Source organism: Streptomyces sp. A0958, from assembly GCF_004795035.1.
In the GTDB taxonomy this organism is placed as follows: Bacteria; Actinomycetota; Actinomycetes; order Streptomycetales; family Streptomycetaceae; genus Streptomyces.
Genome location: NZ_SSBK01000056.1, coordinates 1 through 21,109, shown reverse-complemented (window position 1 = coordinate 21,109; position 21,109 = coordinate 1). Strand labels below are relative to the sequence as shown.

Sequence of the window (21,109 nt, the reverse complement as noted above, 5' to 3'; positions counted from 1 at the left end):
CGTACAGGGCCACGGCATCGGCCTTGAACTCGTCCGAGTAGTCCTTCATCGCCATCGGCGGTGTTCTCGCTTCCTCCGGATCAAGCAGATCCAGTATCAGCGTGTCCACCACTCAGGGGGAGGCCCCGTCGACGAAGCCGCCGAGCCCCACCCCGAGGACGATCCCCGGCAACCGCAGACTGTTCGGTGTCGCAGTCGCCGCCCGGGCTGTGCCCTCCGTGGTGGCCATCCCTGTTCTCCGTCCTGTCGACATCGCGAGCGAGCAGACCTTCTGGACACGGCTTCCCGCCCGGCCCGCTTCAACCACGCGTTCGCGCGGTGTTCCGCCCGGATCGCCCATGGCCGGCCCACCGGACCGGAGGGCCGGGAGGCCGGGCGCGGCGAAACGGCTTCGGGCCGACGGTCACCCACCGTCGGCCCGAAGCCGTTCACTCACACACCCGCACGCACCCCGCGCCTACAGCACCGGCAGCAGCGCCTTCAGCTCGAACGCCGTGACCTCGCTGCGGTACTCCTCCCACTCGCGCTTCTTGTTGCGGAGGAAGTGATTCGAGACGTCTGCCACCTGCGATCAGTCACTGACCGGCGCTGTGACCAGGTGTCGAGCTGTCAGTGGTTGTCAACAGTAGTCACCGTTGAGTGGCCTTCAACGGCCCCGAGACGGCCCAGCGCAGATACTGTGGGCTGCACCGAAGTACGTTCCTAGAAGGCGCCTCCAACGCCCGTCGTGCGCCCGGGCCGCCAGGCTCCCGCCATCGCCCCTGTTGTGCGACCAGTAGGCGGACAAGCACTGCTAGAACTGTCCTATGACCTTGCCGTGTAGCAAGTCCCAGATCGAGCGCCTGGGCAAGCGATTGATCACCCCAGAGGGCCCTGCCGAAGATGATCTTTCTCTACTCAACGAGCTTCTCATTGCCTACGACGAGATCTTGGCATCGGCGATGGACGACGTCCGAGGGTTGGGATTCAACCCGACGGGGCGGATAAAGAACACTGGAACGATCCTGGAGAAGCTTCATCGCCATGGGGGCTCGTGGCTCAAGAGCATCCAGGATCTAGCGGGCATGCGCGTTGTACTGGCAACCGGACGGGTCGAGCAGGATGCCGTTACTGCGCTGATCATGGATCTCTTCGCGAAAAGCTGCCCACGGGAGCCCAAACTCATTGATCGTCGGAAGGACCCAAGCGCCGGCTATCGCGCCGTGCATGTGGTCATCTACCCCGAGGGAGTGGCCGTTGAGGTGCAGGTGCGCACTCGGTGGCAGCACGAATGGGCGGACGTCTTCGAGAAGCTGGCAGACCTGGTCGGCCGCGGTATCCGATACGGCGAGCCACCCATCGAATGGTGGGACGTGATCATGGCCAGACATGGGCATGAGCCGCCGGGAAAGCTGGCCAGCCTGAGGGATCTACACAACGCGGCCTTCGCCGTGCACGCAGCCATGGTCAAGTCGGCACTAGCGATGGCCGAGCTCATCGAGGCGCTGGAGCAGGAGGAAGCGGCCGGCACAGATCCAGAACATCCAGAAATGAGAAAATTGTGGCAGTACGTGCAAAATGACCTAGCCGACTTCAGGACCCGCATGGGCGACATGACCCCTGTGCCAACCATGGAGCAGCTTGGTACGGTAGAAGCATGACTAATGTCCTTGTGGTGTACGACCGCTCCGCTGGTCGACTGCTGCGCGAAGAGCAGTATGACCGCCGCCAGGATGCTCTCCGTGCGCGCTTCGCTACGGAGAGGGAGTTCAAGGGGCGTTCGAACGTCGAGGTCGTGGTCCTGGGGGCCAATAATCGTAATGACCTCTTGAAGACTCACGCCCGCTACTTCCTGGGTTTGGACGAGCTCGCCGCGCGCATGGCGTGACGTCTGGCTTGCGAGCCACGTCAGATATCCGTTTGGCTGCCAGCGTCCACTTGATCCGGCGGCTACACTCCGTCGCTGCAATGATATTCGATCACGGAGTGTAGCCGCCGGATCAAGTGGACGCCATCATCTTTTCTGGGGTCTTACCCTCCGCCGAATCCCGCTTCCCCATGATCCACCCCAGCTCCCATCCCGTCCGCCTTCGGCCCACACGTCGTGGAGCGGGCGTGGTTTAGGGCGTCAAGGGGGAGCGCGCCACTGTACGAACGACCTTGACGCCCTGGGCCGCGACTGCTCGGCTCTGCCTGGGTCGAAGGTGGTCGGGATGGGAGCCCCACGACGCTCGCCGCGCTCCGGCCGGCACTCGCGAACGGCGCCCCTCCCATCCCGGAGTCTGAGCGCCCCCGCCGGAGGCATCGTCGTGAAGCCGCGGGCTTGGTTCTCGTCTCATGCCCCTCGGGCCTATCCAGCGGGCGCGCGTCGGCGGCGGCGGCGCCGAGCGGGCCGGAGGCAGGAGCGCGGGCGCAGCCAGAGCCGGGAAGCGCGCCCGGCGGAGCGGAGCGCAGCCGGGTGCCTTGATGAGGTAGAGAAACCTGTAACCCGGCCTGCGTGCTGGCTAAGAGATCTGCCCGGCAGAGAGGGCGTCCGCGATGGCCTGCATCTCATGGGTGATGGCGTTGACACCCAACGAAGCGAACGTTTCGGCCTTAGCCTCGATCCACCGGTCGGTTTCTGATGTGATCTTTTGAGGCTTCGAGGGCCGGGCTGCGGGGCTGTGGCCGGGTGTGGGCAGGTGGTATCTGCTGGTGTGCCCAGCTTTTCCACAGTTCTGCTCCAGTTGGGCCCTGGCGGGCGGGCGGTGAGTGACGTCAGGGTGCCTCGGGCGGCGCGTGGACGGTGACGAACAGTTGCGTCCAAGCATGCCGCCAGGGCCAGTTGTCCGGCAGGTGCAGGGTGATGCGCCGGGCGGAGCGAGCGATCCTGGCGGGGACGCGGACGAGGCGGGCGCGCAGGATGGGGGTGATGGCTTTGGCGTGGAAGGCGGAGGCCAGGGTGCCGGTGGCCCGCAGCAGGTTGTAGGCCATCGCCCACAGGATCAGCCAGGCGGCGTTGGCGTGGAAGTGCCCGGAGGGCAGGTGGGCCAGGGCGGAGGCTTTGCTGTCGGCGATGACCTGCTCGATGACGGCGTGGTGGCGGTGTTCCCGCTCGGCCTGGAGGGTCTCGGCTGGGTTGTCGGTGAAGAACGGGTGGTAGCGCCAGACCGGGCCATGGTCGATCTCGGTGCGGGTTGCGGCCTTCGCCAGGGTGAGATCTTCGGCTTGTGTGAGGAGGAGATCCGATTCGGCGCAGGATGGGTGCACGTCGGATGCCAAGTCAAAGTCGTACAGGGCGAGTTGGTGTTTGCCTTGCCCAAGCGACAGAAAGTGCGGGACGTACCTCTGTCGCCTCAGGTGGCCGACGCTTTGAAGAAGCACCTGGCTGGCTTCCCTCCCCTGGCTGTAACCCTGCCGTGGGCACGCCCGGACGGAAAGCCGGTAACCAAGCGCCTCCTCTTCGTGCGGCCGGACGGCAAGGGCGCGGTAAGGCGTACCGACTTCAATACTCGGCTCTGGAAGTCCGCCCTCGTCGCGGCCGACGTCATTCCGCCGGCCGAACCCGGCAAGCGTCATACCGCAGCGCGAGAGCACGGGATGCACGCGTTACGGCACTTCTACGCGTCTGTGCTCCTGGACGCTGGAGAGAACATCAAGGCACTGAGTACGTACCTCGGTCGTACCGACCCCGGGTTCACGCTGCGGACCTACACGCACCTGCTCCCGAGCAGCGAGGGGCGGGCCCGCGTTGCCATGGACAAGGTGTACTTGGGCCGCCCGTTCGCGCCTGACGGCCCACAGACGGCCCAGAGCTGATCATGACTGCGGGCGGGTCACCTCGGTTGAACCGGGTGGCCCACCCGCTTTCTGGTCTCTGGGCGCCTGACCTGCGGTTACAACACCGGCAGCAGCGCCTTCAGCTCGAACGCCGTGACCTCGCTCCGGTACTCCTCCCACTCGCGCTTCTTGTTGCGCAGGAAGAAGTCGAAGACGTGTTCGCCGAGGGTTTCGGCGACCAGTTCGCTCTTCTCCATCAGGGAGATCGCCTCGCCCAGGTTCTGCGGCAGCGGTTCGATGCCCATCGCGCGGCGTTCCGCGTCGGAGAGGGCCCAGACGTCGTCGTCGGCGCCGGCCGGGAGTTCGTAGCCTTCCTCGATGCCCTTGAGGCCGGCGGCGAGGAGGACCGCGTAGGTGAGGTAGGGGTTCGCGCCGGAGTCGATGGAGCGGACCTCGACGCGGGCCGAGCCGGTCTTGCCGGGCTTGTACATCGGGACCCGGATCAGCGCGGAGCGGTTGTTGTGGCCCCAGCAGATGTACGAGGGGGCCTCGCCGCCGGCGCCCGCCGCGCGGGAGGAGCCGCCCCAGATGCGCTTGTAGGAGTTGACCCACTGGTTGGTGACGGCGGAGATCTCCGCCGCGTGCCGGAGCAGGCCCGCGATGAAGGAGCGGCCGACCTTGGAGAGCTGGTACTCAGCGCCGGACTCGTAGAACGCGTTGCGGTCGCCCTCGAAGAGGGAGAGGTGGGTGTGCATACCCGAGCCGGGGTACTCCGAGAACGGCTTCGGCATGAACGTCGCCTGCACGCCCTGCTCCAGCGCGACCTGCTTCATGACCAGGCGGAAGGTCATGATGTTGTCGGCCGTCGAGAGCGCGTCCGCGTAGCGCAGGTCGATCTCCTGCTGGCCGGGCGCACCCTCGTGGTGGCTGAACTCGACCGAGATGCCCATGGATTCGAGCATGGTGATCGCCTGACGGCGGAAGTCCATGCCGACGTTCTGCGGGGTGTGGTCGAAGTAGCCGGAGCTGTCGGCGGGGGTGGGACGCGTGCCGTCGACCGGCTTGTCCTTCAGCAGGAAGAACTCGATCTCCGGGTGGGTGTAGAAGGTGAAGCCCAGGTCGGAGGTCTTGGCCAGGATGCGCTTGAGCACGTACCGCGGGTCGGCGAAGGACGGCGAGCCGTCCGGCATCAGGATGTCGCAGAACATGCGCGCCGTGCCCGGGGCCTCCGCGCGCCACGGCAGGATCTGGAACGTGCCCGGGTCCGGCTTGGCGATCATGTCCGACTCGTACACCCGGGCGAAGCCCTCGATGGCGGAGCCGTCGAAGCCGATGCCCTCGTCAAACGCCTGTTCCAGCTCGGCAGGGGCCACGGCCACGGACTTGAGGTAACCGAGCACATCGGTGAACCACAGCCGTACGAACCGGATGTCACGCTCCTCAAGGGTCCTGAGGACGAATTCCTGCTGCTTGTCCATAGCCACATCCTTGCAGTTCAGACGGTCCGTGCTCCACCTCCCGGGGCTGGGGAGAGACTCCAGTATCACGACCCCGGATTTCCCCCAGATTACGCACCCGGCGTGACGTGGAGCACTCGGCCACCCACTACGATCGGCGCCCATGGTGCGCACAGGACGCAGCCGCCTCGCAACCGCCTCGCGCGCACCGGATTCCCGCTTCCCCGCCCCCTCATCGCCCCTTCGCAGAAGGACCCACGACATGAGCTTCGACCGCAGGACCCGCATAGAGCAGATGCGCAGCGCCGACCGCGCGCGGGACCGCCGCAACCGGGTGCTGCTCATAGGTGTCAGCGCCGTCGTCGTCGCCGGGCTCGTCACCTTCGGCACGTACACGATCCTCGACAAGTCCGATGCCTCGGCCGGTTCGATGAGCGGTGACGGCAAGGCCGCGAAGGGCTCGGAGCAGAAGCCGGATCAGAAGGAGGACGGGGACGACCTCGCCTCCGGGCCCATCGAGGGCGAGAAGTCCTGGGACGCGAAGGAGCTGGGCCGCAACCACGTCGAGGAGGACGTGAAGTACCCCATGAAGCCCCCGGTCGGCGGTGACCACAATCCCGTCTGGATGAACTGCGACGGCGAGGTGTACAAGAAGGCCATCCCCGACGTGAACGCCGTGCACGCCCTGGAGCACGGTTCCGTCTGGGTGACGTACACCGACGAGGCGCCGGCCGCCGACGTCGCGAAGCTCGCCGGCCGGGTGTCGAAGACGCCGTACTCGCTGATGAGCCCCTACAAGGACCAGGCCGGCGCGATCATGCTGACCGCCTGGGGCAAGCAGGTCACCGTGGACGGGGCGGACGACCCGCGGGTGGCCCAGTTCTTCGCCCACTACGTCCAGGGCCCGCAGACGCCCGAGCCGGGCGCCGCCTGCACCGGCGGGCTGGACGCCCCGTAGGCCAAAAAGTTCCCCCGTGCCGCAAATGCACCCGAATGGGTGATAGCGGTCGCGTCCCCCGAACGGGCCCATGACGATGGGTTCGCTCGGGGATGTACGTACGGCTGCCCATCGGCACGCAGGAGGAATCCCCCATGACCACCGCCAAGGACATCATGCACACCGGCGCCACCTGGGTTCCGGCGCACGAGACCCTCGACCGCGCCGCCCAGCTGATGCGCGAGCACCACGTCGGCGCACTGCCCATCTCGGCCAGCGGCGAGGAGGACCGGATGATCGGCATCCTCACGGACCGCGACATCGTGGTCGGCTGCGTGGCGGAGGGCCGGGACCCGTCCAAGGTCACCGCGGGCGACCTCGCCCAGGGCACGCCCCGGTGGATCGACGCGGACGCGGACGTGGAAACGGTGCTGGAGGAGATGCAGAACCACCAGATCCGCCGGCTCCCGGTCATCGAGAACAAGAAGCTGATCGGCATGATCAGCGAGGCCGACCTCGCCCGGCACCTCTCCGACGACCAGATCGCCGACTGGGCGGAGAAGGTCTACTCGCGGACCTCCGCCGGCTGATCCACCGCGGGCGTGGTCACTTCCGCGCGGCCCGCCAGGACATCGCGTCAGTCAGACGATTAGAGTGGGCCGCGTGCCTCAACTACGCCTCGCACTGAATCAGATCGACTCGACCGTCGGCGACCTCGCCGGCAACACCGAGGCGATCGTCCACTGGACCCGGCACTCCGCCGAACAGGGCGCCCACTTCGTGGCGTTCCCCGAGATGGTGCTGACCGGTTACCCCGTCGAGGACCTGGCCCTGCGGTCGTCCTTCGTCGAGGCGTCACGCGACGCGCTGCGCGCGCTCGCCGCCCGCCTCGACGCGGAGGGCTTCGGGGAACTCCCCGTCCTCGTCGGCTACCTCGACCGCTCGGAGTTCACCGCCGAGCGCTACGGCCAGCCCGCCGGGTCGCCGCGCAATTCCGCCGCGGTGCTGCACCGCGGCGGGATCGCGCTGAACTTCGCCAAGCACCACCTGCCCAACTACGGCGTCTTCGACGAGTTCCGGTACTTCGTGCCGGGCGACTCGATGCCCGTCGTACGCGTGCACGGCATCGATGTGGCGCTCGCGATCTGCGAGGACCTGTGGCAGGACGGCGGCCGGGTGCCCGCCGCGCGCGCCGCCGGGGCCGGGCTGCTGCTGTCGGTCAACGCCTCGCCGTACGAGCGGGACAAGGACGACACCCGGCTGGAACTGGTCCGCAAGCGCGCCCGGGAGGCCGGCTGCACGACCGCCTACCTCGCGATGATCGGCGGCCAGGACGAGCTGGTCTTCGACGGCGACTCGATCGTGGTCGACCGGGAGGGCGAGGTCATCGCCCGCGCGCCCCAGTTCGCCGAGGGCAGCGTGATCCTCGACCTGGACCTGCCGGCCGCCCCGGCCGACGCGCCCTCCGGCGAGGTCGACGACGGCCTGCGGATCGACCGCGTGGTCCTCTCCGAGGAGCCGCTGCCGCCGTACGAGGCGGAGCTCGCCGGCGGTTACGCGGAGCGGCTGGACGACGACGAGGAGCTGTACACGGCCCTCGTCGTCGGGCTGCGGGCGTACGCGGCGAAGAACGGCTTCAACAGCGTGCTGATCGGACTGTCCGGCGGCATCGACTCGGCGCTGGTCGCCGCCATCGCCTGCGACGCGCTGGGCGCGCAGCAGGTGTACGGGGTCTCGATGCCGTCGAAGTACTCCTCGGACCACTCCAAGGGCGACGCGGCCGAGCTGGCCCGGCGCACCGGGCTGAACTACCGGACCGTCCCGATCGAGCCGATGTTCGACGCGTACATGGGGTCGCTGGGGCTCACCGGGCTCGCCGAGGAGAACCTTCAGTCGCGGCTGCGCGGCACGACGCTGATGGCCATCTCCAACCAGGAGGGCCAGATCGTCCTGGCGCCCGGCAACAAGTCGGAGCTGGCCGTCGGCTATTCGACGCTGTACGGGGACTCGGTCGGCGCGTACGGGCCGATCAAGGACGTGTACAAGACGTCGGTCTTCCGGCTGGCGAAGTGGCGCAACCGGGCCGCCGAGGAGCGCGGGCAGACGCCGCCGATCCCGGAGGCGTCCATCACCAAGCCGCCCAGCGCCGAGCTGCGGCCCGGCCAGGTCGACACGGACTCGCTGCCCGACTACGACGTGCTGGACCGCATCCTGGAGCTGTACGTCGACCGCGACCAGGGGCTCGACGCGATCGTCGCGGCCGGTTTCGACCGGGCGCTGGTGGCGAAGACGCTGCGGATGGTGGATGCGGCGGAGTACAAGCGGCGGCAGTACCCACCGGGGACGAAGATCTCGCCCAAGGGGTTCGGCAAGGACCGGCGGCTGCCGATCACCAATCGGTGGCGCGAGGCCGGCTGACGCCGGCGGGGTTCCGTGTGCGCCTGCCCGTCCGGTGCTGGGGGTTTGTCCTCAAGCGCCGGACGGGCTTGATATTGGCCGGCCGCCGCCGATCGAGTGCGGCCCGTTCCCGGCCCAGGTCCGTCCTCAACCGCCGGACTGGCTTGATATTGGCCGGGCTCCACTGATCAGGTGCGGTCCGTTCCGGCCGAGGTCTTGTCCTCAAACGCCGGACGGGCTGGGTTTTGCGCGGCGTGGGCTCGGTTTTGGCTCGCCACCACCTTTGATCTGCCGCCGTCGCGGTCCAGGACGCCCGCCGTGACCGCCACCGCGAGGCCCGCCACCGCCAGGGCCGCGCCGACCAGGGCGGGGGACGTCCAGCCCCAGCCCGCCGAGATGGCCGCACCGCCCAGCCAGGCGCCGCCCGCGTTGGCCAGGTTGAACGCGGAGTGGTTGGAGGCGGACGCCAGGGTGGGGGCGTCCTTGGCCTTGTTCATGACGAGCATCTGGAGCGGCGTGGTCGTCATGAAGCCCACCGCGCCCAGCAGCACCACCATCACCAGCGCCGCCCACTTCACCTGGGCGGCCAGCGGGAAGACAGCCAGGACGACGGCGAGCGCGCCCAGCGACCCGTACAGCGTCGGGCGCAGCGCCCGGTCGGTGAGCGGTCCTGCGGCGAGGGCGCCCAGGGTCATGCCGATGCCGAAGAGCGCCAGCACCGGTGTCACCGAGGACGCGCCGAAGCCCATCGCCTCGGTCGTCATCGCCGAGAGGTAGGAGTACACGGCGAACACCCCGGCGAAGCCGAAGACCGCGGTCAGGAGTCCGAGCAGGACCTGCCGGTCGCCCAGCGCGCGCAGCTCGTGGCGCACGTCCTGCCGGGCCTCGACGGGGATCTGCGGGACGAGCCGGGCGAGGGCCGCCATCGCGCAGACGCCGATCGCCGCGACCACCAGGAAGGTGGCCCGCCAGCCGAGGTGCTGGCCGAGGAGGGTCGCGGCGGGTACGCCGACGATGTTGGCGACGGTCAGACCGAGGAACATCGTGGCGACGGCCCGCGCCCGGCGTCCCTCGGGGACGAGCCGGGAGGCGACGACGGCCCCGACGCCGAAGAACGCGCCGTGCGGCAGGCCGGCCAGGAGCCGGCCGGCGAGCAGCCAGCCGAAGCCGGGGGCGAGCGCGGAGGCGAGGTTGCCGATGGTGAAGAGGGCCATCAGCAGCAGGAGCATCCGCTTGCGCGGGATGCGTGAGCCGACGGCGGTGAGCAGTGGGGCGCCGAGCACCACACCGATCGCGTACGCCGACACGAGGTAGCCGGCGGTGGGGACGGAGGTGCCCAGATCGTCCGCGACATCGGGCAGCAGGCCCATCATCACGAACTCGGTGGTGCCGATGCCGAAGGCGCTCACGGCCAGCGCGAGCAGGGCCAGGGGCATGAGGAGAGACCTTTCCGCAGAGGGCCCGTCCACAGCCCGGCGGGGCCTGCGGTGCGGAGGGGCGGGAGGGAACGTGGTCGTACGCACACCGGCGCGGCCCGCCGGGCAGGCGGCGTGCACGGCGGCGGACCGGCCTCTTCGCCGGCGACCTTGTTCCCGTACGAAACAAAGTCTCTCAGAGTTTTGGGGCGTCCAGGTAAACGGCCCGTTGCGTCAGAGCTTGACGCGGGCGGCGATCGGGAGGTGGTCGCTGCCCGTGGCCGGGAGCGTCCAGGACGACATCGGCTCGACGCCCTTGACCATGATCTGGTCGATCCGGGCCATCGGGAACGACGCGGGCCAGCTGAACCCGAAGCCGTCACCGGCCGCGCCCTGGGTGGAGCGCATCTGGGAGGTGACCGCGTTGAGCGCGCGGTCGTTCATCGTCCCGTTGAGGTCGCCGAGCAGGGCGACCCGGGCGAGCGGTTCGTGCGCGATGGCCTTGCCCAGCGCGTCCGCGCTCTGGTCGCGCTGGTTGGCGGTGAAACCGGCGTGCAGTTTGACCCGTACGGACGGCAGGTGCGCCACGTAGACGGCGAGCGGGCCCTCCGGCGTGGCGACGGTGGTGCGCATGGCGCGGACCCAGCCCATCTTGAGGTCCACCGGCCGGGTGTCACTGAGCCGGTACTTGCTCCACAGGCCGACGGTCCCCTGGACGGAGTGGTACCGGAAGGTGCCGGCGAGCGCCTTCTCGTACGCCGCCACCTGCCCGGCGGGCAGTTCCTGCAGGGCGACGACGTCCGCGCCGGAGCCGGCGACCTGCTCGGCGGTGGCGATGGGGTCCGGGTTGTCCGCGTTGACGTTGTGGGTGGCGACGGTGAGATCGCCGCCGCTGCCCGACTTGTCGGTGAGCAACCCGCCGAACAGGTTGAACCAGACCACGATCGGCAGCAGCAGCGCGATCAGGGCGGTCGCCGAGCGGCGCACCAGGCCCAGGATCAGCAGCAGCGGAATGAACACGGCGAACCAGGGCAGGAACGTCTCGGAGAGGCTGCCCAGGTTGCCGATGGTGTTCGGGATACGGGAGTGGAAGACCATCACGAGGGTCAGCAGCACCGAGCAGCAGGACAGGACGATCCCCCGGCGCCAGATGCCCCGGTCCCTCGCCAGTCTCTCGCGCAGGTCCCGCAAGCGTGACCCGGAGCGCTGCGGCCCCGCGCCGCCGGTACCGGTCTCCGCCCTGTACGCCTGCACCATCGCGCTGTCCTCACTGCCTTGCCGTACACATCGCCGCGTCCCCGACCCTAGGGGATGCGCGCTGCGTTTCATGCCGCCGACTCATGCCGTCGGCGGCTGCCGTACTGCCACGAGGACGTAGGGGGCGGCGTCGGCAGTTCCGGCCGGGCGCGGTACGCGGGGGTCTGTGACGGAACGATCACACTCGTCCGGCCCGGCGCGTCAACCCTGGTTCGCGCCCTGATCCGGTCCGGCGGCGGCCCGCCGGGGTGCCAGGCCCTCGATCGCCAGGGCGATGACGCGGTCGGCGAGGTCCTCAGGCAGCGGGGCGTCGGGCCGGTGGATGGTGCGTACGAGCATGGGGCCGAGGAACAGGTCGTCCATCAGCTCCACGTCCGTGTCGTCCCGCAGCTCACCGGCCTCGACGGCGCGCCGGACGGCGGCGACCATGGCGAGGTGGCGGGGGGCGATCACGGTGCACTGGTACTCGTTCCAGAGCTTGGGGTGACTCTTCATCTGCGCGAACACGTTGTGCAGCAGCGCCGAGGAGCGCTGGGCGAGGCCGCGCGTACGGATGGACTCCAGCAGGACCCGCAGGTCGCCCAGGCCGCCGGTGCCGGAGACCTCCGGTTCCGGGGGTTCGATGGCGCGCAGGACGTCGACGAACAGCTCCTCCTTGCCGGCCCAGCGCCGGTAGATGGTGGCCTTGCCGACGCCCGCGGTCCGGGCGATGCGCTCGATGGACAGGGCCGCGAGGGGTTCGCCGGCCTCCAGCAGCTCGACGACGGCGTCCAGGATGGCCCGCTCGGCGGCGGCGCTGCGCGGCCGGCCCCGGCGCGGCTCCGGCTCCTCGCCGGGGGCGGGGCGTCGTCCGACGGCACCCGGGCCGCCCGGGGCCGGGCCGGGGCCGCCGCCCGGCCGCCCGTCCCGCTCGCCCGCGGCCCGCTCGTCCCGGTCCGGTGCCTGAGCCTGCACGTGAAACCACCTTTCGCCGCCCCCGATTCTCTCCGACGCGGGCGGGGCCCCGGCCGCGTCCGGGCCCCCCACGGTGTGAACCGCGCCGGACGCGCGGCCCGGTTCACACGAAAGGTTCAGCCGTACGCGGCCGATGTCACCGTTCGGCGCCCGCCGGAGCGGTCCGCGCCTCGTCCCGTACGGGCGGCTGCTGCCCGGCGGGCTCGCGGCCCGGCAGCCAGAGGGCGACCACGATCGCCCCGACGAGTGCGACGCAGGCCGAGCCGATGGCGGTGACGTGCATGGCGCTCATGAAGGCGTCGTGCGCGGCGGTGACGAGCGGGGTGCCGGCGGGGCCCATCTTCTCCGCGACGGCGAGCGTCGCCTCGATGGACTCCCCCGCCGCGTCCCGGGCGGCGGCCGGAAGCCCGCCGAGGTGGTCCTCGATGTCACCGCGGTAGACGGTGGACAGCACCGAACCGAGGACGGCGATCCCGAGCGCGCCGCCGACCTGGCGGAACGTGTTGTTGACGGCCGAGCCGGAGCCGGCCTTCTCGCGCGGCAGCGCCTGCATCACGGCCACGGTGACCGGCGGCATCACGTGCGCCATGCCGGTGCCCTGGACGAAGAAGACCACGCACATCAGCCAGACCGGTGTGTCGGCGTCGAACAGGGCGAAGGCGGCCAGGCCGAGCGCGACGGCCAGCATGCCGACGGCGCAGACGGCGCGGGCGCCGAACCGGGCGACGACGAGCCGGGCCCGGGGCGCGAAGACGATCTGCGCCACGGCCAGCGGCAGGATCAGCAGCCCGGACTGCAGGGCGCTCCAGCCGCGCACGCTCTGCATGTAGAAGGCGGAGAAGAAGGTCACGCCCATCAGCGCGAAGAAGACCAGCGCGATGGCGGCGACGGCGGCGGAGAACGCGGGCTTCCTGAAGTACGAGACGTCGATGGCCGGGCTGGCGCTGCGCTTCTCGTGGAGGACGAAGCCCACCAGGACGGCGAGTCCGCCGATGACCGGGAGCAGGACGGAGACGTCGGTGAAGTCGGCGAGTTCGCCGCCGCGGATGATGCCGTACACCAGCAGCACCAGGCCGATGATCGAGAGCACCACACCGACCGGGTCGAGCCGGCCCGGCTTCGGGTCCCTGGAGTCCGGTACGAGCACCGCCATCGCGATCAGCGCGATGATCACGACGGGCACGTTGACCAGGAAGATCGAGCCCCACCAGAAGTGTTCGAGGAGCAGGCCGCCGGTGATGGGGCCGATCGCGATGCCGAGGCCGACGCTGCCGGCCCAGATGCCGATGGCCTTGGGCTGCTCGTCGCGCTCGAAGACGTTCATCAGGACGGCGAGCGTGGCCGGCATGACGAAGGCGGCGCCGAAGCCCATCAGGGCGCGCCAGGTGATGAGCTGGCCGGGCGAGCCGGACATGGCGGCGAGGGCGGAGCCGATGCCGAAGAGGGTGATGCCGAAGAGCAGGACCTTCTTGCGGCCCAGGCGGTCGCCCAGGAGGCCGGCGGTGAAGAGGAGCCCGGCGAAGACGAGCGTGTACGAGTTGATCGCCCACTCCAGCTCGCTCTGGGTGGCGCCGATCCCGGTGGGCGAGGGGGAGGCGATCGTCTTGACGGCGACGTTCAGGATCGAGTTGTCCAGCACCACGATGAGCAGGCTGAACATCAGGACGACGAGGATCGCCCAGCGGCGGCGGTGGACCGCCTCCGGTATCTGGGTTACGGCGGGGGCGCCGGACGGTAGGGACATGGGGAACAGCCTAAGAGCATTTCGATACGAGACCGTTTCGTATTGTAAATTCTTTACCGAGGGTCCGGCGGCGCGGCGAGGGTCCGGCGGCGCGGCCCACTTCCCGCGACCGGCTCCGGGATGCCACCATGGAAGCGATCCGGGGACGCCGTCAGGGCGCCTCGAGATGACGAAGGAGTCACCTGCCATGTCGCTCCAGGCTGCGCAGAACCAGTCCGCCACCCCCGCGGGGCCCCCCTCCGACAGCAGCAAGGCGCTGTACGGGGGCAAGAGCAACCGCCGGGTCACCGTCCACGACATCGCCGCCGCCACCGCGCGCGGCGAGAAGTGGCCCATGCTCACCGCCTACGACGCGATGACCGCGTCCGTCTTCGACGAGGCCGGCATCCCGGTCATGCTCGTCGGCGACTCCATGGGCAACTGCCACCTCGGCTACGAGACCACCGTGCCCGTCACGATGGACGAGATCGCCATCCTGTCCGCCGCCGTGGTCCGTGGCACCAAGCGCGCCCTGATCGTCGGGGACCTGCCCTTCGGGGCGTACCAGGAGAGCCCGGTCCAGGCCCTGCGCAACGCCACCCGGCTCATCAAGGAGTCCGGCGTCGGCGCGGTCAAGCTGGAGGGCGGCGAGCGCAGCCACGAGCAGATCAAGCTGCTGGTCGACGCCGGTATCCCGGTCATGGCCCACATCGGCCTGACCCCGCAGTCCGTCAACGCGATGGGCTACCGGGTCCAGGGCCGCGGCGAGGAGGCCGCCCAGCAGATGCTGCGCGACGCCAAGGCCGTGCAGGACGCGGGCGCGTTCGCCGTCGTCCTGGAACTCGTACCGGCCGAACTGGCCGCGGAGGTCACCCGCACCCTGCACATCCCGACCATCGGCATCGGCGCGGGCCCGGAGACCGACGCGCAGGTGCTGGTCTACACCGACATGGTCGGGCTGACCGGCGGCAAGGTGCCGCGCTTCACCAAGCAGTACGCCGACCTGCGGCAGATCCTCGGCGACGCGGCGAAGGCGTACGCGGAAGAGGTCGTCGGCGGCACGTTCCCGGCCCCGGAGCACACCTTCCACTGAGATCCGGGGCGCCTGTCCCCGATGCCCGGGGGCGCCTGTCCCCGATGCCCGGGGGCGCGCCCCCCGATGGCCACCACCGGCACCACTGACAGCCCGCCGACTTCCCCCATCGGCGGGCTGTCGGCCGCCGCGGGGGGCTGTAGGCACGCTGTCGGCGGGCTGTCGGTGGCGGCTGTTCTGATGGTCGGCATGACGCGAATCGACAAGAACCCCAGGAACGGCAGGCACGCCGTAGAGGTGCGGGGACTGGTCAAGCACTACGGCGAGACCAAGGCCCTGGACGGCGTGGACCTCGATGTGCGCGAGGGCACCGTCCTCGGTGTGCTCGGCCCCAACGGCGCCGGCAAGACCACCCTCGTACGCTGCCTGTCCACGCTGATCGTGCCCGACGCCGGAACGGCGGTCGTGGCCGGCTTCGACGTGGTGAAGCAGCCCCGCGCGCTGCGCCGCACCATCGGCCTGACCGGGCAGTACGCCTCGGTCGACGAGAAGCTCTCCGGCTGGGAGAACCTCTACATGATCGGGCGGCTGCTCGACCTCCCGCGCAAGAAGGCGCGGTCACGGGCCGACGAGCTGCTGGAGCGCTTCTCGCTCACGGACGCGGCGAAGAAGGCCGCGATGGAGTACTCCGGCGGTATGCGCCGCCGGCTCGACCTGGCCGCCTCCATGATCGGCAGCCCGGCCGTCCTCTACCTCGACGAGCCGACGACGGGGCTCGACCCCCGTACCCGCAACGAGGTCTGGGACGAGGTGCAGCGCATGGTCGCGGAGGGGGCGACCGTGCTGCTCACCACCCAGTACATGGAAGAGGCCGAACAACTGGCCAACGAGCTCACCGTCATCGACAAGGGCAGGATCATCGCCCGGGGCGGTGTGGACGAGCTGAAGGCCAAGGTCGGCGGACGCACCCTGCAGATCCGCCCCTCGGACCCGGCCGAGCTGGCCGCGATGGCCCAGGCGCTGCGTGAGGCCGGTCTCGACGGTGTCGCGGGCGCGCAGGCCGTCCCGGACGAGGGCGTGCTCTACGTACCGATTCTCAGCGACGAGCAGCTCACCGCGGTCATCGGGCTGCTCGGCGCGCGGGGCTTCGCGCTGGCCCACGTCGCCACCGCGCTGCCCAGCCTGGACGAGGTCTTCCTCGCCATCACGGGTGACAAGGCCCACGTCATCGACACGATCCCCGAGGAGGTCGCGGCATGAGCACGACGACTCTGACGCCCACCCCCACCGACGCGCCCCCCGCACCGGCCACGAAGCTCCACGACGAGGGCGGGATCGGGCTCCGGAACAACCTGCGCCACATCGGCGCGCTGGCACGGCGCAATCTGCTCCAGATCAAGAAAGATCCGGAGTCGATGTTCGACGCACTGCTGATGCCCGTCATCTTCGTGCTGCTGTTCGTGTACGTCTTCGGCGGCTCGGTCGGCGGCAGCATGGGCGGAGGTCGGCAGGAGTACCTGAACTACCTGATCCCCGGCCTGATGGCGATGATGGGCATGAACATCGCCATGGCCGTCGGCAGCGGTGTCAACGACGACTTCCGCAAGGGCGTCATGGACCGGTTCCGTACGATGCCGATCGCGCGGTCCTCGGTGCTCATCGCCAAGATCGTGGTCGAGCTGGGCCGGATGATGGTCGCCACGCTCATCCTGCTGGGCATGGGCTTCGCGCTCGGCCTGCAGCTCCACGGGTCCGTGCTGGGGCTCATCGGGGCGATCGCCCTGTCGGCCGCGTTCGGAGCCGCCATCATGTGGATCTTCATCCTGCTCGGGCTGGCCATGAAGACGCCCCAGGCGGTTCAGGGCATGGGGATGCTGGTGATGATGCCGCTCCAGTTCGGTTCCTCGATCTTCGCCCCGCCCACGACGATGCCCGGCTGGCTCCAGTCGTTCACCGACTACAACCCGCTGTCGAACCTGGCGGACGCGGCCCGCGGCCTCATGATGGGTACCCCGCTCGGCCACTCGGTCTGGCTGACGCTCGGCTGGGCCGTGGTCATCACCGCGCTCGTGGCCCCGCTCGCGGTGTCCAAGTTCCGCAAGAAGTCCTGACCGGCCTCCAGGGCTCGGACCCGGTCAGTCCCGGTACGCGTCGACGAGGGCGGTGGCCTCCTCCATGGAGAGGCCGCCGCCCTCGGCGTGCGCGGCCTCGTAGGCGCTGTCGCCGAGCCGGTCTCGGACCAGCGCCTCGGCACGGGCGAAGTTCTCCCGTTCCATCGCGTTCATGAAGTGGCCCACCGGCAGGTGGGCCCGGCCGGCGCCCAGCAGCCGCGCCGCGAGAACGGCCCGCTCCTCGCCGCCCAGCCCGCCCAGTGCCCAGGCCAGGATGACCAGGTTGATCACCGCCATCTGCGGCGCCACCATCTGCGTCAGCGGGTCGCCCAACCCCGTCAGCGCCCGCCGGCTCCGGTCCAGGGCGCGGGCGTAGTCGCCGTCCTGGTTGTCCAGCCAGGCCAGGCCGCCGGTGACGAACCCTTCGAAGATCGCCATGGTCTCGGACCGGAACTGTTCGCGCAGGATGGTGAGCTGCTCGCGCGCCTCGGCGGTACGGCCGATCCGCCCCAGCCACACGGCGAGGAAGAGCTGGGCCGCCGGTCGCGCCTCGTGCCCGGTCTGGCGCTCGTCGGCCAGCACCTCGCGCATGATCGCCTCGCCCTCCGCACCCCGGCCCAGTTCGGTGAGCACGGCGGCGTAGCGGATGCGGAGCACGGACACCTGGGCCAGGGCGCCCAGCTTCTCGGCGGAGCCGATCGCGGCCTGGTAGTCCTCGGCCGCCCGGGCGTAGGCCCCCGCCTTCTCATTGGCCTCGCCGCGCGAGGAAAGCGCCTCGGCCATGCCCCAGTCGTCGCCGAGACGGCTGAAGATCGCCAGGCTCTCGGCGGCGTCCGTAAGGGCCTCCCCGGCCCAGTCGGGGCGGTTGGCCAGCACGTTGGCACGCATCTGGAGGGCCGCGGCGAGCTCCCACTCGTAGCCGAACTCCCGGGCGCCGCGCACGGTTTCGTCCAGCAGGTACCGCAGGTCGGCGACGCCCCCGGTCAGCATGACGGCGTAGAACCAGAGCGAGGCGGGGCTGCGGCAGGTCTGCGGCTGGCCGGCCCGGTAGGTGGCGACGACCGCCCGCAGCCGGGCCATGCTGTCCTCGTTCGTCCACTCGTCCATCGCGTGGTCCATGTTGACCAGCTGGACCAGCGCCACCTGGCGCCGCGCCTCCTGGAGCAGTTCCGGCCCCATGGGCGGGGGCGCGTCGGTGCAGCGCTCGAAGATGGACGGCGCGGGCCGTACCGGCGTGGCGAACGGGTCGGGGCCGAGGGCCGCGACCGAGCCGGCCCAGTGCAGGGCGTCGCCGCGCAGATTGCGGATCTGCCAGTACCAGGAGAGCGACAGCACCATGCACAGCGCCTCCTGCTCGTCGCGGGCGGCGACGGCGTGCCGCAGGGCGGTGCGCAGGTTCTCGTACTCGCGCTGGAGCAGTTCGATGGCGGCGAGCTGTCCAGAACCGCGCAGCAGCGGGTCGGTGGTACGGGCCAGCTCACGGAAGTGGACGAGGTGCCGGCGCTCGACGGCGTCCCGCTCCCCCGACTCCTCCAGCCGCTCCGCCGCGTACTCGCCGACGGTCTCCAGGAGCCGGTAGCGCATCTGGCCGTCCGGCGCCGGGGCGGCCACGACCAGGGACTTGTCGACCAGGAAGCCGAGCAGCCGGGCGGCCTCGTGCGTCTGCCCCACCCCGTCGGCGCAGACGGCCTCGGCGGCTTCGAGGGTGCAGCCGCCGGCGAAGACGGACAGCCTGCGCAGGGTGACGCGCTCGGCGTCGTCCAGCAGCTCCCAGGACCAGTCGACGACGGCCCGCAGGGTCTGCTGGCGCGGGAGCACGGTCCGGCTGCCGTTGGTCAGCAGCCGGAACCGGTCGTCCAGCCGGTCGGCGATCTGCTGCGGGGTGAGCATCCGCAGCCGGGCGGCGGCGAGTTCGATGGCGAGCGGCAGCCCGTCCAGGCGGCGGCAGATCTCGGCGGTGGCGGCCGTCGTCGCCTCGTCCGCGTCGACCCGGAAGCCGGGCCGGGCGGCGGCGCCGCGTTCGGCGAGCAGCCGCAGGGCCGTGGGGTCGGGCAGCGGTTCGACGGGCCGGACGAACTCCCCCGGCACGCCCAGGGGTTCGCGGCTGGTCGCGAGGACGGTGAGCTGCGGGCAGCGGGCCAGCAGATGGTCGGCGAGGGCGGCCGCGGCCTCGATGACGTGCTCGCAGTTGTCCAGCAGGAGCAGCATGCGGCGGCGGGAACAGTACTCGGTGAGCCGGGCGAGCGATTCGCCGGCGGCCCGTTCCTCGCCCGAGGCCCGTTCGGCGGCCCGGAACTCCCCGGCGCCGGCCGCGCTCAACACGGTCTCCCGGGCGCCGAGCGCGGCGAGCACCGCCTCCGGCACCGCTTCCGGGTCATCCACGGGCGCGAGCTCGGCCAGCCAGACGCCGTCCGGCCAGGTACCGGGGGCGAGGGTGTCGGCGACCTCCTGCGAGAGCCGCGTCTTGCCGGCCCCGCCGGGCCCGAGGAGCGTGACGAGCCGCCCCCGGGAGAGGTCGCCGCGCAGCGCCTCCATGTCGCGCTCCCGGCCGACGAAGCTGGTGAGCCGGGCCCGCAGGTTGCCGAGCGGGGCGGCGGGCGCGGGGGCGGATGCCGGCAGGGCGGCCGGTACCGGCGCGGGCGCGGGGTCCTGCCGCAGCAGCTCCTCGTACAGGGCGGTCAGTTCGGGCCCGGGGTCGGTGCCGAGCCGGTCGGCGATGAGCGTGCGCACCTCGTCGTACGCGGCCAGCGCCTGCGCGGTGCGCCCGGCGTCGCGCAGCGCGCGCAGCCGGAGGGCCTGGAGCGATTCGTCGAGGGGGTGCTCGCCGCAGAGCGCGGCCAGCTCCGGCAGCACCTCGACGGCCCGGCCGAGCCGGAGCGCGGCGGTGAGCCTGGCCCGGCGGGCGTCGAGGCGCCGGTCCGTCCAGCGCGTGGCGGCGGTGTCCCGGTCGGGGAGATCGGCGAGCGCGGGGCCCCGCCACAGCGCCAGGGCGTCGTCCAGGACGCTCATGGCCCGCGCCGGATCGCCCTCCGCGAGGGCCCGCGCGCCTTCGCCGGCGAGCCGCTCGAAGCGGAACAGGTCGACGGCCTCCGGTTCGGCTGCCAGCCGGTAGCCGCTCTCCGCCGAGGCGACGGCCTCGTGCCCGAGCGCCCGCCGCAGCCGCCCCACCAGGGCCTGGAGCGCGCCGGACGCGTCGGCGGGCGGCTCGCCGTCCCACACCTCGTCGACGAGCACGGCGACCGGGACCGTCCGCCCGGGCCGCAGCGCGAGCACGGTGAGCAGGGCACGCAGGCGCGCCCCGCCGACGGAGACGGGCGTGCCGTCGTCGCGGAGTGCCTGGGTGGTCCCGAGGATGCCGTAGCGCACGCGCCCATTGTCCGTGACCCCCGACGCCCCGCGCACAGCCGCCCCGCCCCGTACTCCCGCCCCGTTCGTCATGGCTCCACCCTTCACGGAACCCCGGCCCGGAAGCGAGGCGTTTTCGGCGTGTCGCCGCCGCCGTGTCAGTCCCGCGCCGGTTCGTGCTTCCTCGGCCCGACGGCGTACCCGGGTACGGACGGCCACCGGACGGTGAGCACGACCGACTCCGCCTCCGCGACCCACGAGTGATCGACGCCGACACCCCACACCACGTAGTCGCCCTGCTCCTCCAGCAGCACACTGCGCCCGGGCAGTTCCACGCGGAACCGCCCGCTGATGAGCACGAGCAGCGCGGTCCGGCCCTCCCCCCGCACCCACTGCGCCCGCTCATCGCCCGGCGGATGGACACCCCACTTGATCTCGACGTTCTCGCTGTACCGAGGATCGCCCGCGTCCTTGAAGTGCCCGAGAATCCATCCCCGATCGAGCGCGGCGTCCTTGCCGGCGTTACCCACGTACACGTTGTCGTTCACGGGGCGGGACGGTAGCAGGGGGCTCCGGCGCAAAAAGCGGGGAGAGGCGGGTGGAGGGGTCGCCCGGGGCCTTAGCCTTGATCCGCCGAGGCGGTTTGAGGATGTTCTCCTGCCCGGTTGTTGAGTTGGTTCTGTGTGGGTGGCTGAGTGTGGGCAGGTGGTATCTGCTGGTTTGCCCAGCTTTTCCACGTTCT

At 70.6% G+C, this 21,109-nt stretch carries 16 protein-coding genes and 2 pseudogenes; 9 read left to right on the top strand and 9 right to left on the bottom strand.

What is annotated here, in order from left to right; translation table 11 throughout:
- Positions 1–457: 457 nt before the first annotated feature.
- Positions 458–565 (bottom strand): glutamine synthetase, encoded by a 108-nt coding sequence (locus E6P78_RS31000; protein WP_206307974.1) that lies wholly within the window; start codon positions 563–565, stop codon positions 458–460.
- Between the two features lie 241 nt (positions 566–806).
- On the opposite strand from E6P78_RS31000, the gene E6P78_RS30995 reads away from it, so the two are divergent.
- Both E6P78_RS30995 and E6P78_RS30990 read left to right on the top strand, forming a co-directional pair.
- Complete coding sequence (locus E6P78_RS30995; protein ID WP_136206952.1) at positions 807–1,640, top strand: hypothetical protein; 834 nt, start codon at positions 807–809, stop codon at positions 1,638–1,640.
- Positions 1,637–1,867: a hypothetical protein gene (locus tag E6P78_RS30990; protein ID WP_093761219.1), complete on the top strand. Its 231-nt coding sequence runs from the start codon at positions 1,637–1,639 to the stop codon at positions 1,865–1,867. The genes E6P78_RS30995 and E6P78_RS30990 overlap by 4 nt, the downstream gene beginning before the upstream one ends.
- A gap of 869 nt (positions 1,868–2,736) precedes the next feature.
- Here the strand turns inward: E6P78_RS30990 and E6P78_RS30985 are convergent.
- A pseudogene (locus tag E6P78_RS30985) lies at positions 2,737–3,126 on the bottom strand (transposase); the annotation flags it as partial.
- Between E6P78_RS30985 and E6P78_RS30980 the strand changes: the two are divergent.
- Positions 3,124–3,777 (top strand): annotated as a pseudogene (locus E6P78_RS30980) (site-specific integrase); the annotation flags it as partial. The pseudogenes E6P78_RS30985 and E6P78_RS30980 sit on opposite strands and share 3 nt — an antisense overlap.
- Before the next feature lie 77 nt (positions 3,778–3,854).
- Here the strand turns inward: E6P78_RS30980 and glnA are convergent.
- A complete protein-coding gene (gene glnA / locus E6P78_RS30975; RefSeq protein WP_136206950.1) occupies positions 3,855–5,216 on the bottom strand; it encodes a type I glutamate--ammonia ligase in 1,362 nt (453 codons plus the stop codon).
- A 241-nt stretch (positions 5,217–5,457) separates the two neighbouring features.
- On the opposite strand from glnA, the gene E6P78_RS30970 reads away from it, so the two are divergent.
- The 3 genes from E6P78_RS30970 to E6P78_RS30960 all read left to right on the top strand — a co-directional run bounded on the left by E6P78_RS30970 (position 5,458) and on the right by E6P78_RS30960 (position 8,550).
- Entirely contained in the window at positions 5,458–6,153 is a 696-nt protein-coding gene (locus E6P78_RS30970) for a DUF3105 domain-containing protein (RefSeq protein WP_240799445.1), read from the top strand.
- Between the two features lie 134 nt (positions 6,154–6,287).
- Entirely contained in the window at positions 6,288–6,722 is a 435-nt protein-coding gene (locus tag E6P78_RS30965) for a CBS domain-containing protein (RefSeq protein ID WP_136206949.1), read from the top strand.
- Between the two features lie 73 nt (positions 6,723–6,795).
- A complete protein-coding gene (locus E6P78_RS30960; protein WP_136206948.1) occupies positions 6,796–8,550 on the top strand; it encodes an NAD+ synthase in 1,755 nt (584 codons plus the stop codon).
- Positions 8,551–8,717: 167 nt separating this feature from the next.
- Here E6P78_RS30960 and E6P78_RS30955 read toward each other — a convergent pair whose 3' ends face one another.
- From E6P78_RS30955 to E6P78_RS30940, 4 genes are all read right to left on the bottom strand, one after another.
- On the bottom strand, positions 8,718–9,965 hold the full coding sequence (locus tag E6P78_RS30955) for an MFS transporter (RefSeq protein ID WP_136206947.1): 1,248 nt from the start codon (positions 9,963–9,965) through the stop codon (positions 8,718–8,720).
- 213 nt (positions 9,966–10,178) lie between these two features.
- A complete protein-coding gene (locus E6P78_RS30950; RefSeq protein ID WP_136206946.1) occupies positions 10,179–11,201 on the bottom strand; it encodes an endonuclease/exonuclease/phosphatase family protein in 1,023 nt (340 codons plus the stop codon).
- 201 nt (positions 11,202–11,402) lie between these two features.
- Positions 11,403–12,155 carry a TetR/AcrR family transcriptional regulator gene (locus tag E6P78_RS30945; RefSeq protein ID WP_136206945.1) on the bottom strand — a complete coding sequence of 251 codons (753 nt, stop codon included), beginning with the start codon at positions 12,153–12,155 and terminating at the stop codon, positions 11,403–11,405.
- A gap of 136 nt (positions 12,156–12,291) precedes the next feature.
- On the bottom strand, positions 12,292–13,899 hold the full coding sequence (locus E6P78_RS30940) for an MFS transporter (protein WP_136206944.1): 1,608 nt from the start codon (positions 13,897–13,899) through the stop codon (positions 12,292–12,294).
- A gap of 187 nt (positions 13,900–14,086) precedes the next feature.
- On the opposite strand from E6P78_RS30940, the gene panB reads away from it, so the two are divergent.
- The 3 genes from panB to E6P78_RS30925 all read left to right on the top strand — a co-directional run bounded on the left by panB (position 14,087) and on the right by E6P78_RS30925 (position 17,022).
- On the top strand, positions 14,087–14,971 hold the full coding sequence (gene panB / locus E6P78_RS30935) for a 3-methyl-2-oxobutanoate hydroxymethyltransferase (protein WP_136206943.1): 885 nt from the start codon (positions 14,087–14,089) through the stop codon (positions 14,969–14,971).
- A gap of 180 nt (positions 14,972–15,151) precedes the next feature.
- Positions 15,152–16,171 carry an ATP-binding cassette domain-containing protein gene (locus E6P78_RS30930; RefSeq protein WP_136206953.1) on the top strand — a complete coding sequence of 340 codons (1,020 nt, stop codon included), beginning with the start codon at positions 15,152–15,154 and terminating at the stop codon, positions 16,169–16,171.
- Positions 16,168–17,022 (top strand): ABC transporter permease, encoded by an 855-nt coding sequence (locus E6P78_RS30925; protein ID WP_136206942.1) that lies wholly within the window; start codon positions 16,168–16,170, stop codon positions 17,020–17,022. Before E6P78_RS30930 ends, E6P78_RS30925 begins: the two co-directional genes overlap by 4 nt.
- Before the next feature lie 24 nt (positions 17,023–17,046).
- Here the strand turns inward: E6P78_RS30925 and E6P78_RS30920 are convergent, their stop codons facing one another.
- Together E6P78_RS30920 and E6P78_RS30915 are read right to left on the bottom strand one after the other, a co-directional pair.
- Complete coding sequence (locus E6P78_RS30920; RefSeq protein WP_136206941.1) at positions 17,047–20,388, bottom strand: BTAD domain-containing putative transcriptional regulator; 3,342 nt, start codon at positions 20,386–20,388, stop codon at positions 17,047–17,049.
- Between the two features lie 137 nt (positions 20,389–20,525).
- Positions 20,526–20,915 carry a signal peptidase I gene (locus tag E6P78_RS30915; protein WP_136206940.1) on the bottom strand — a complete coding sequence of 130 codons (390 nt, stop codon included), beginning with the start codon at positions 20,913–20,915 and terminating at the stop codon, positions 20,526–20,528.
- Between the last annotated feature and the right edge of the window lie 194 nt (positions 20,916–21,109).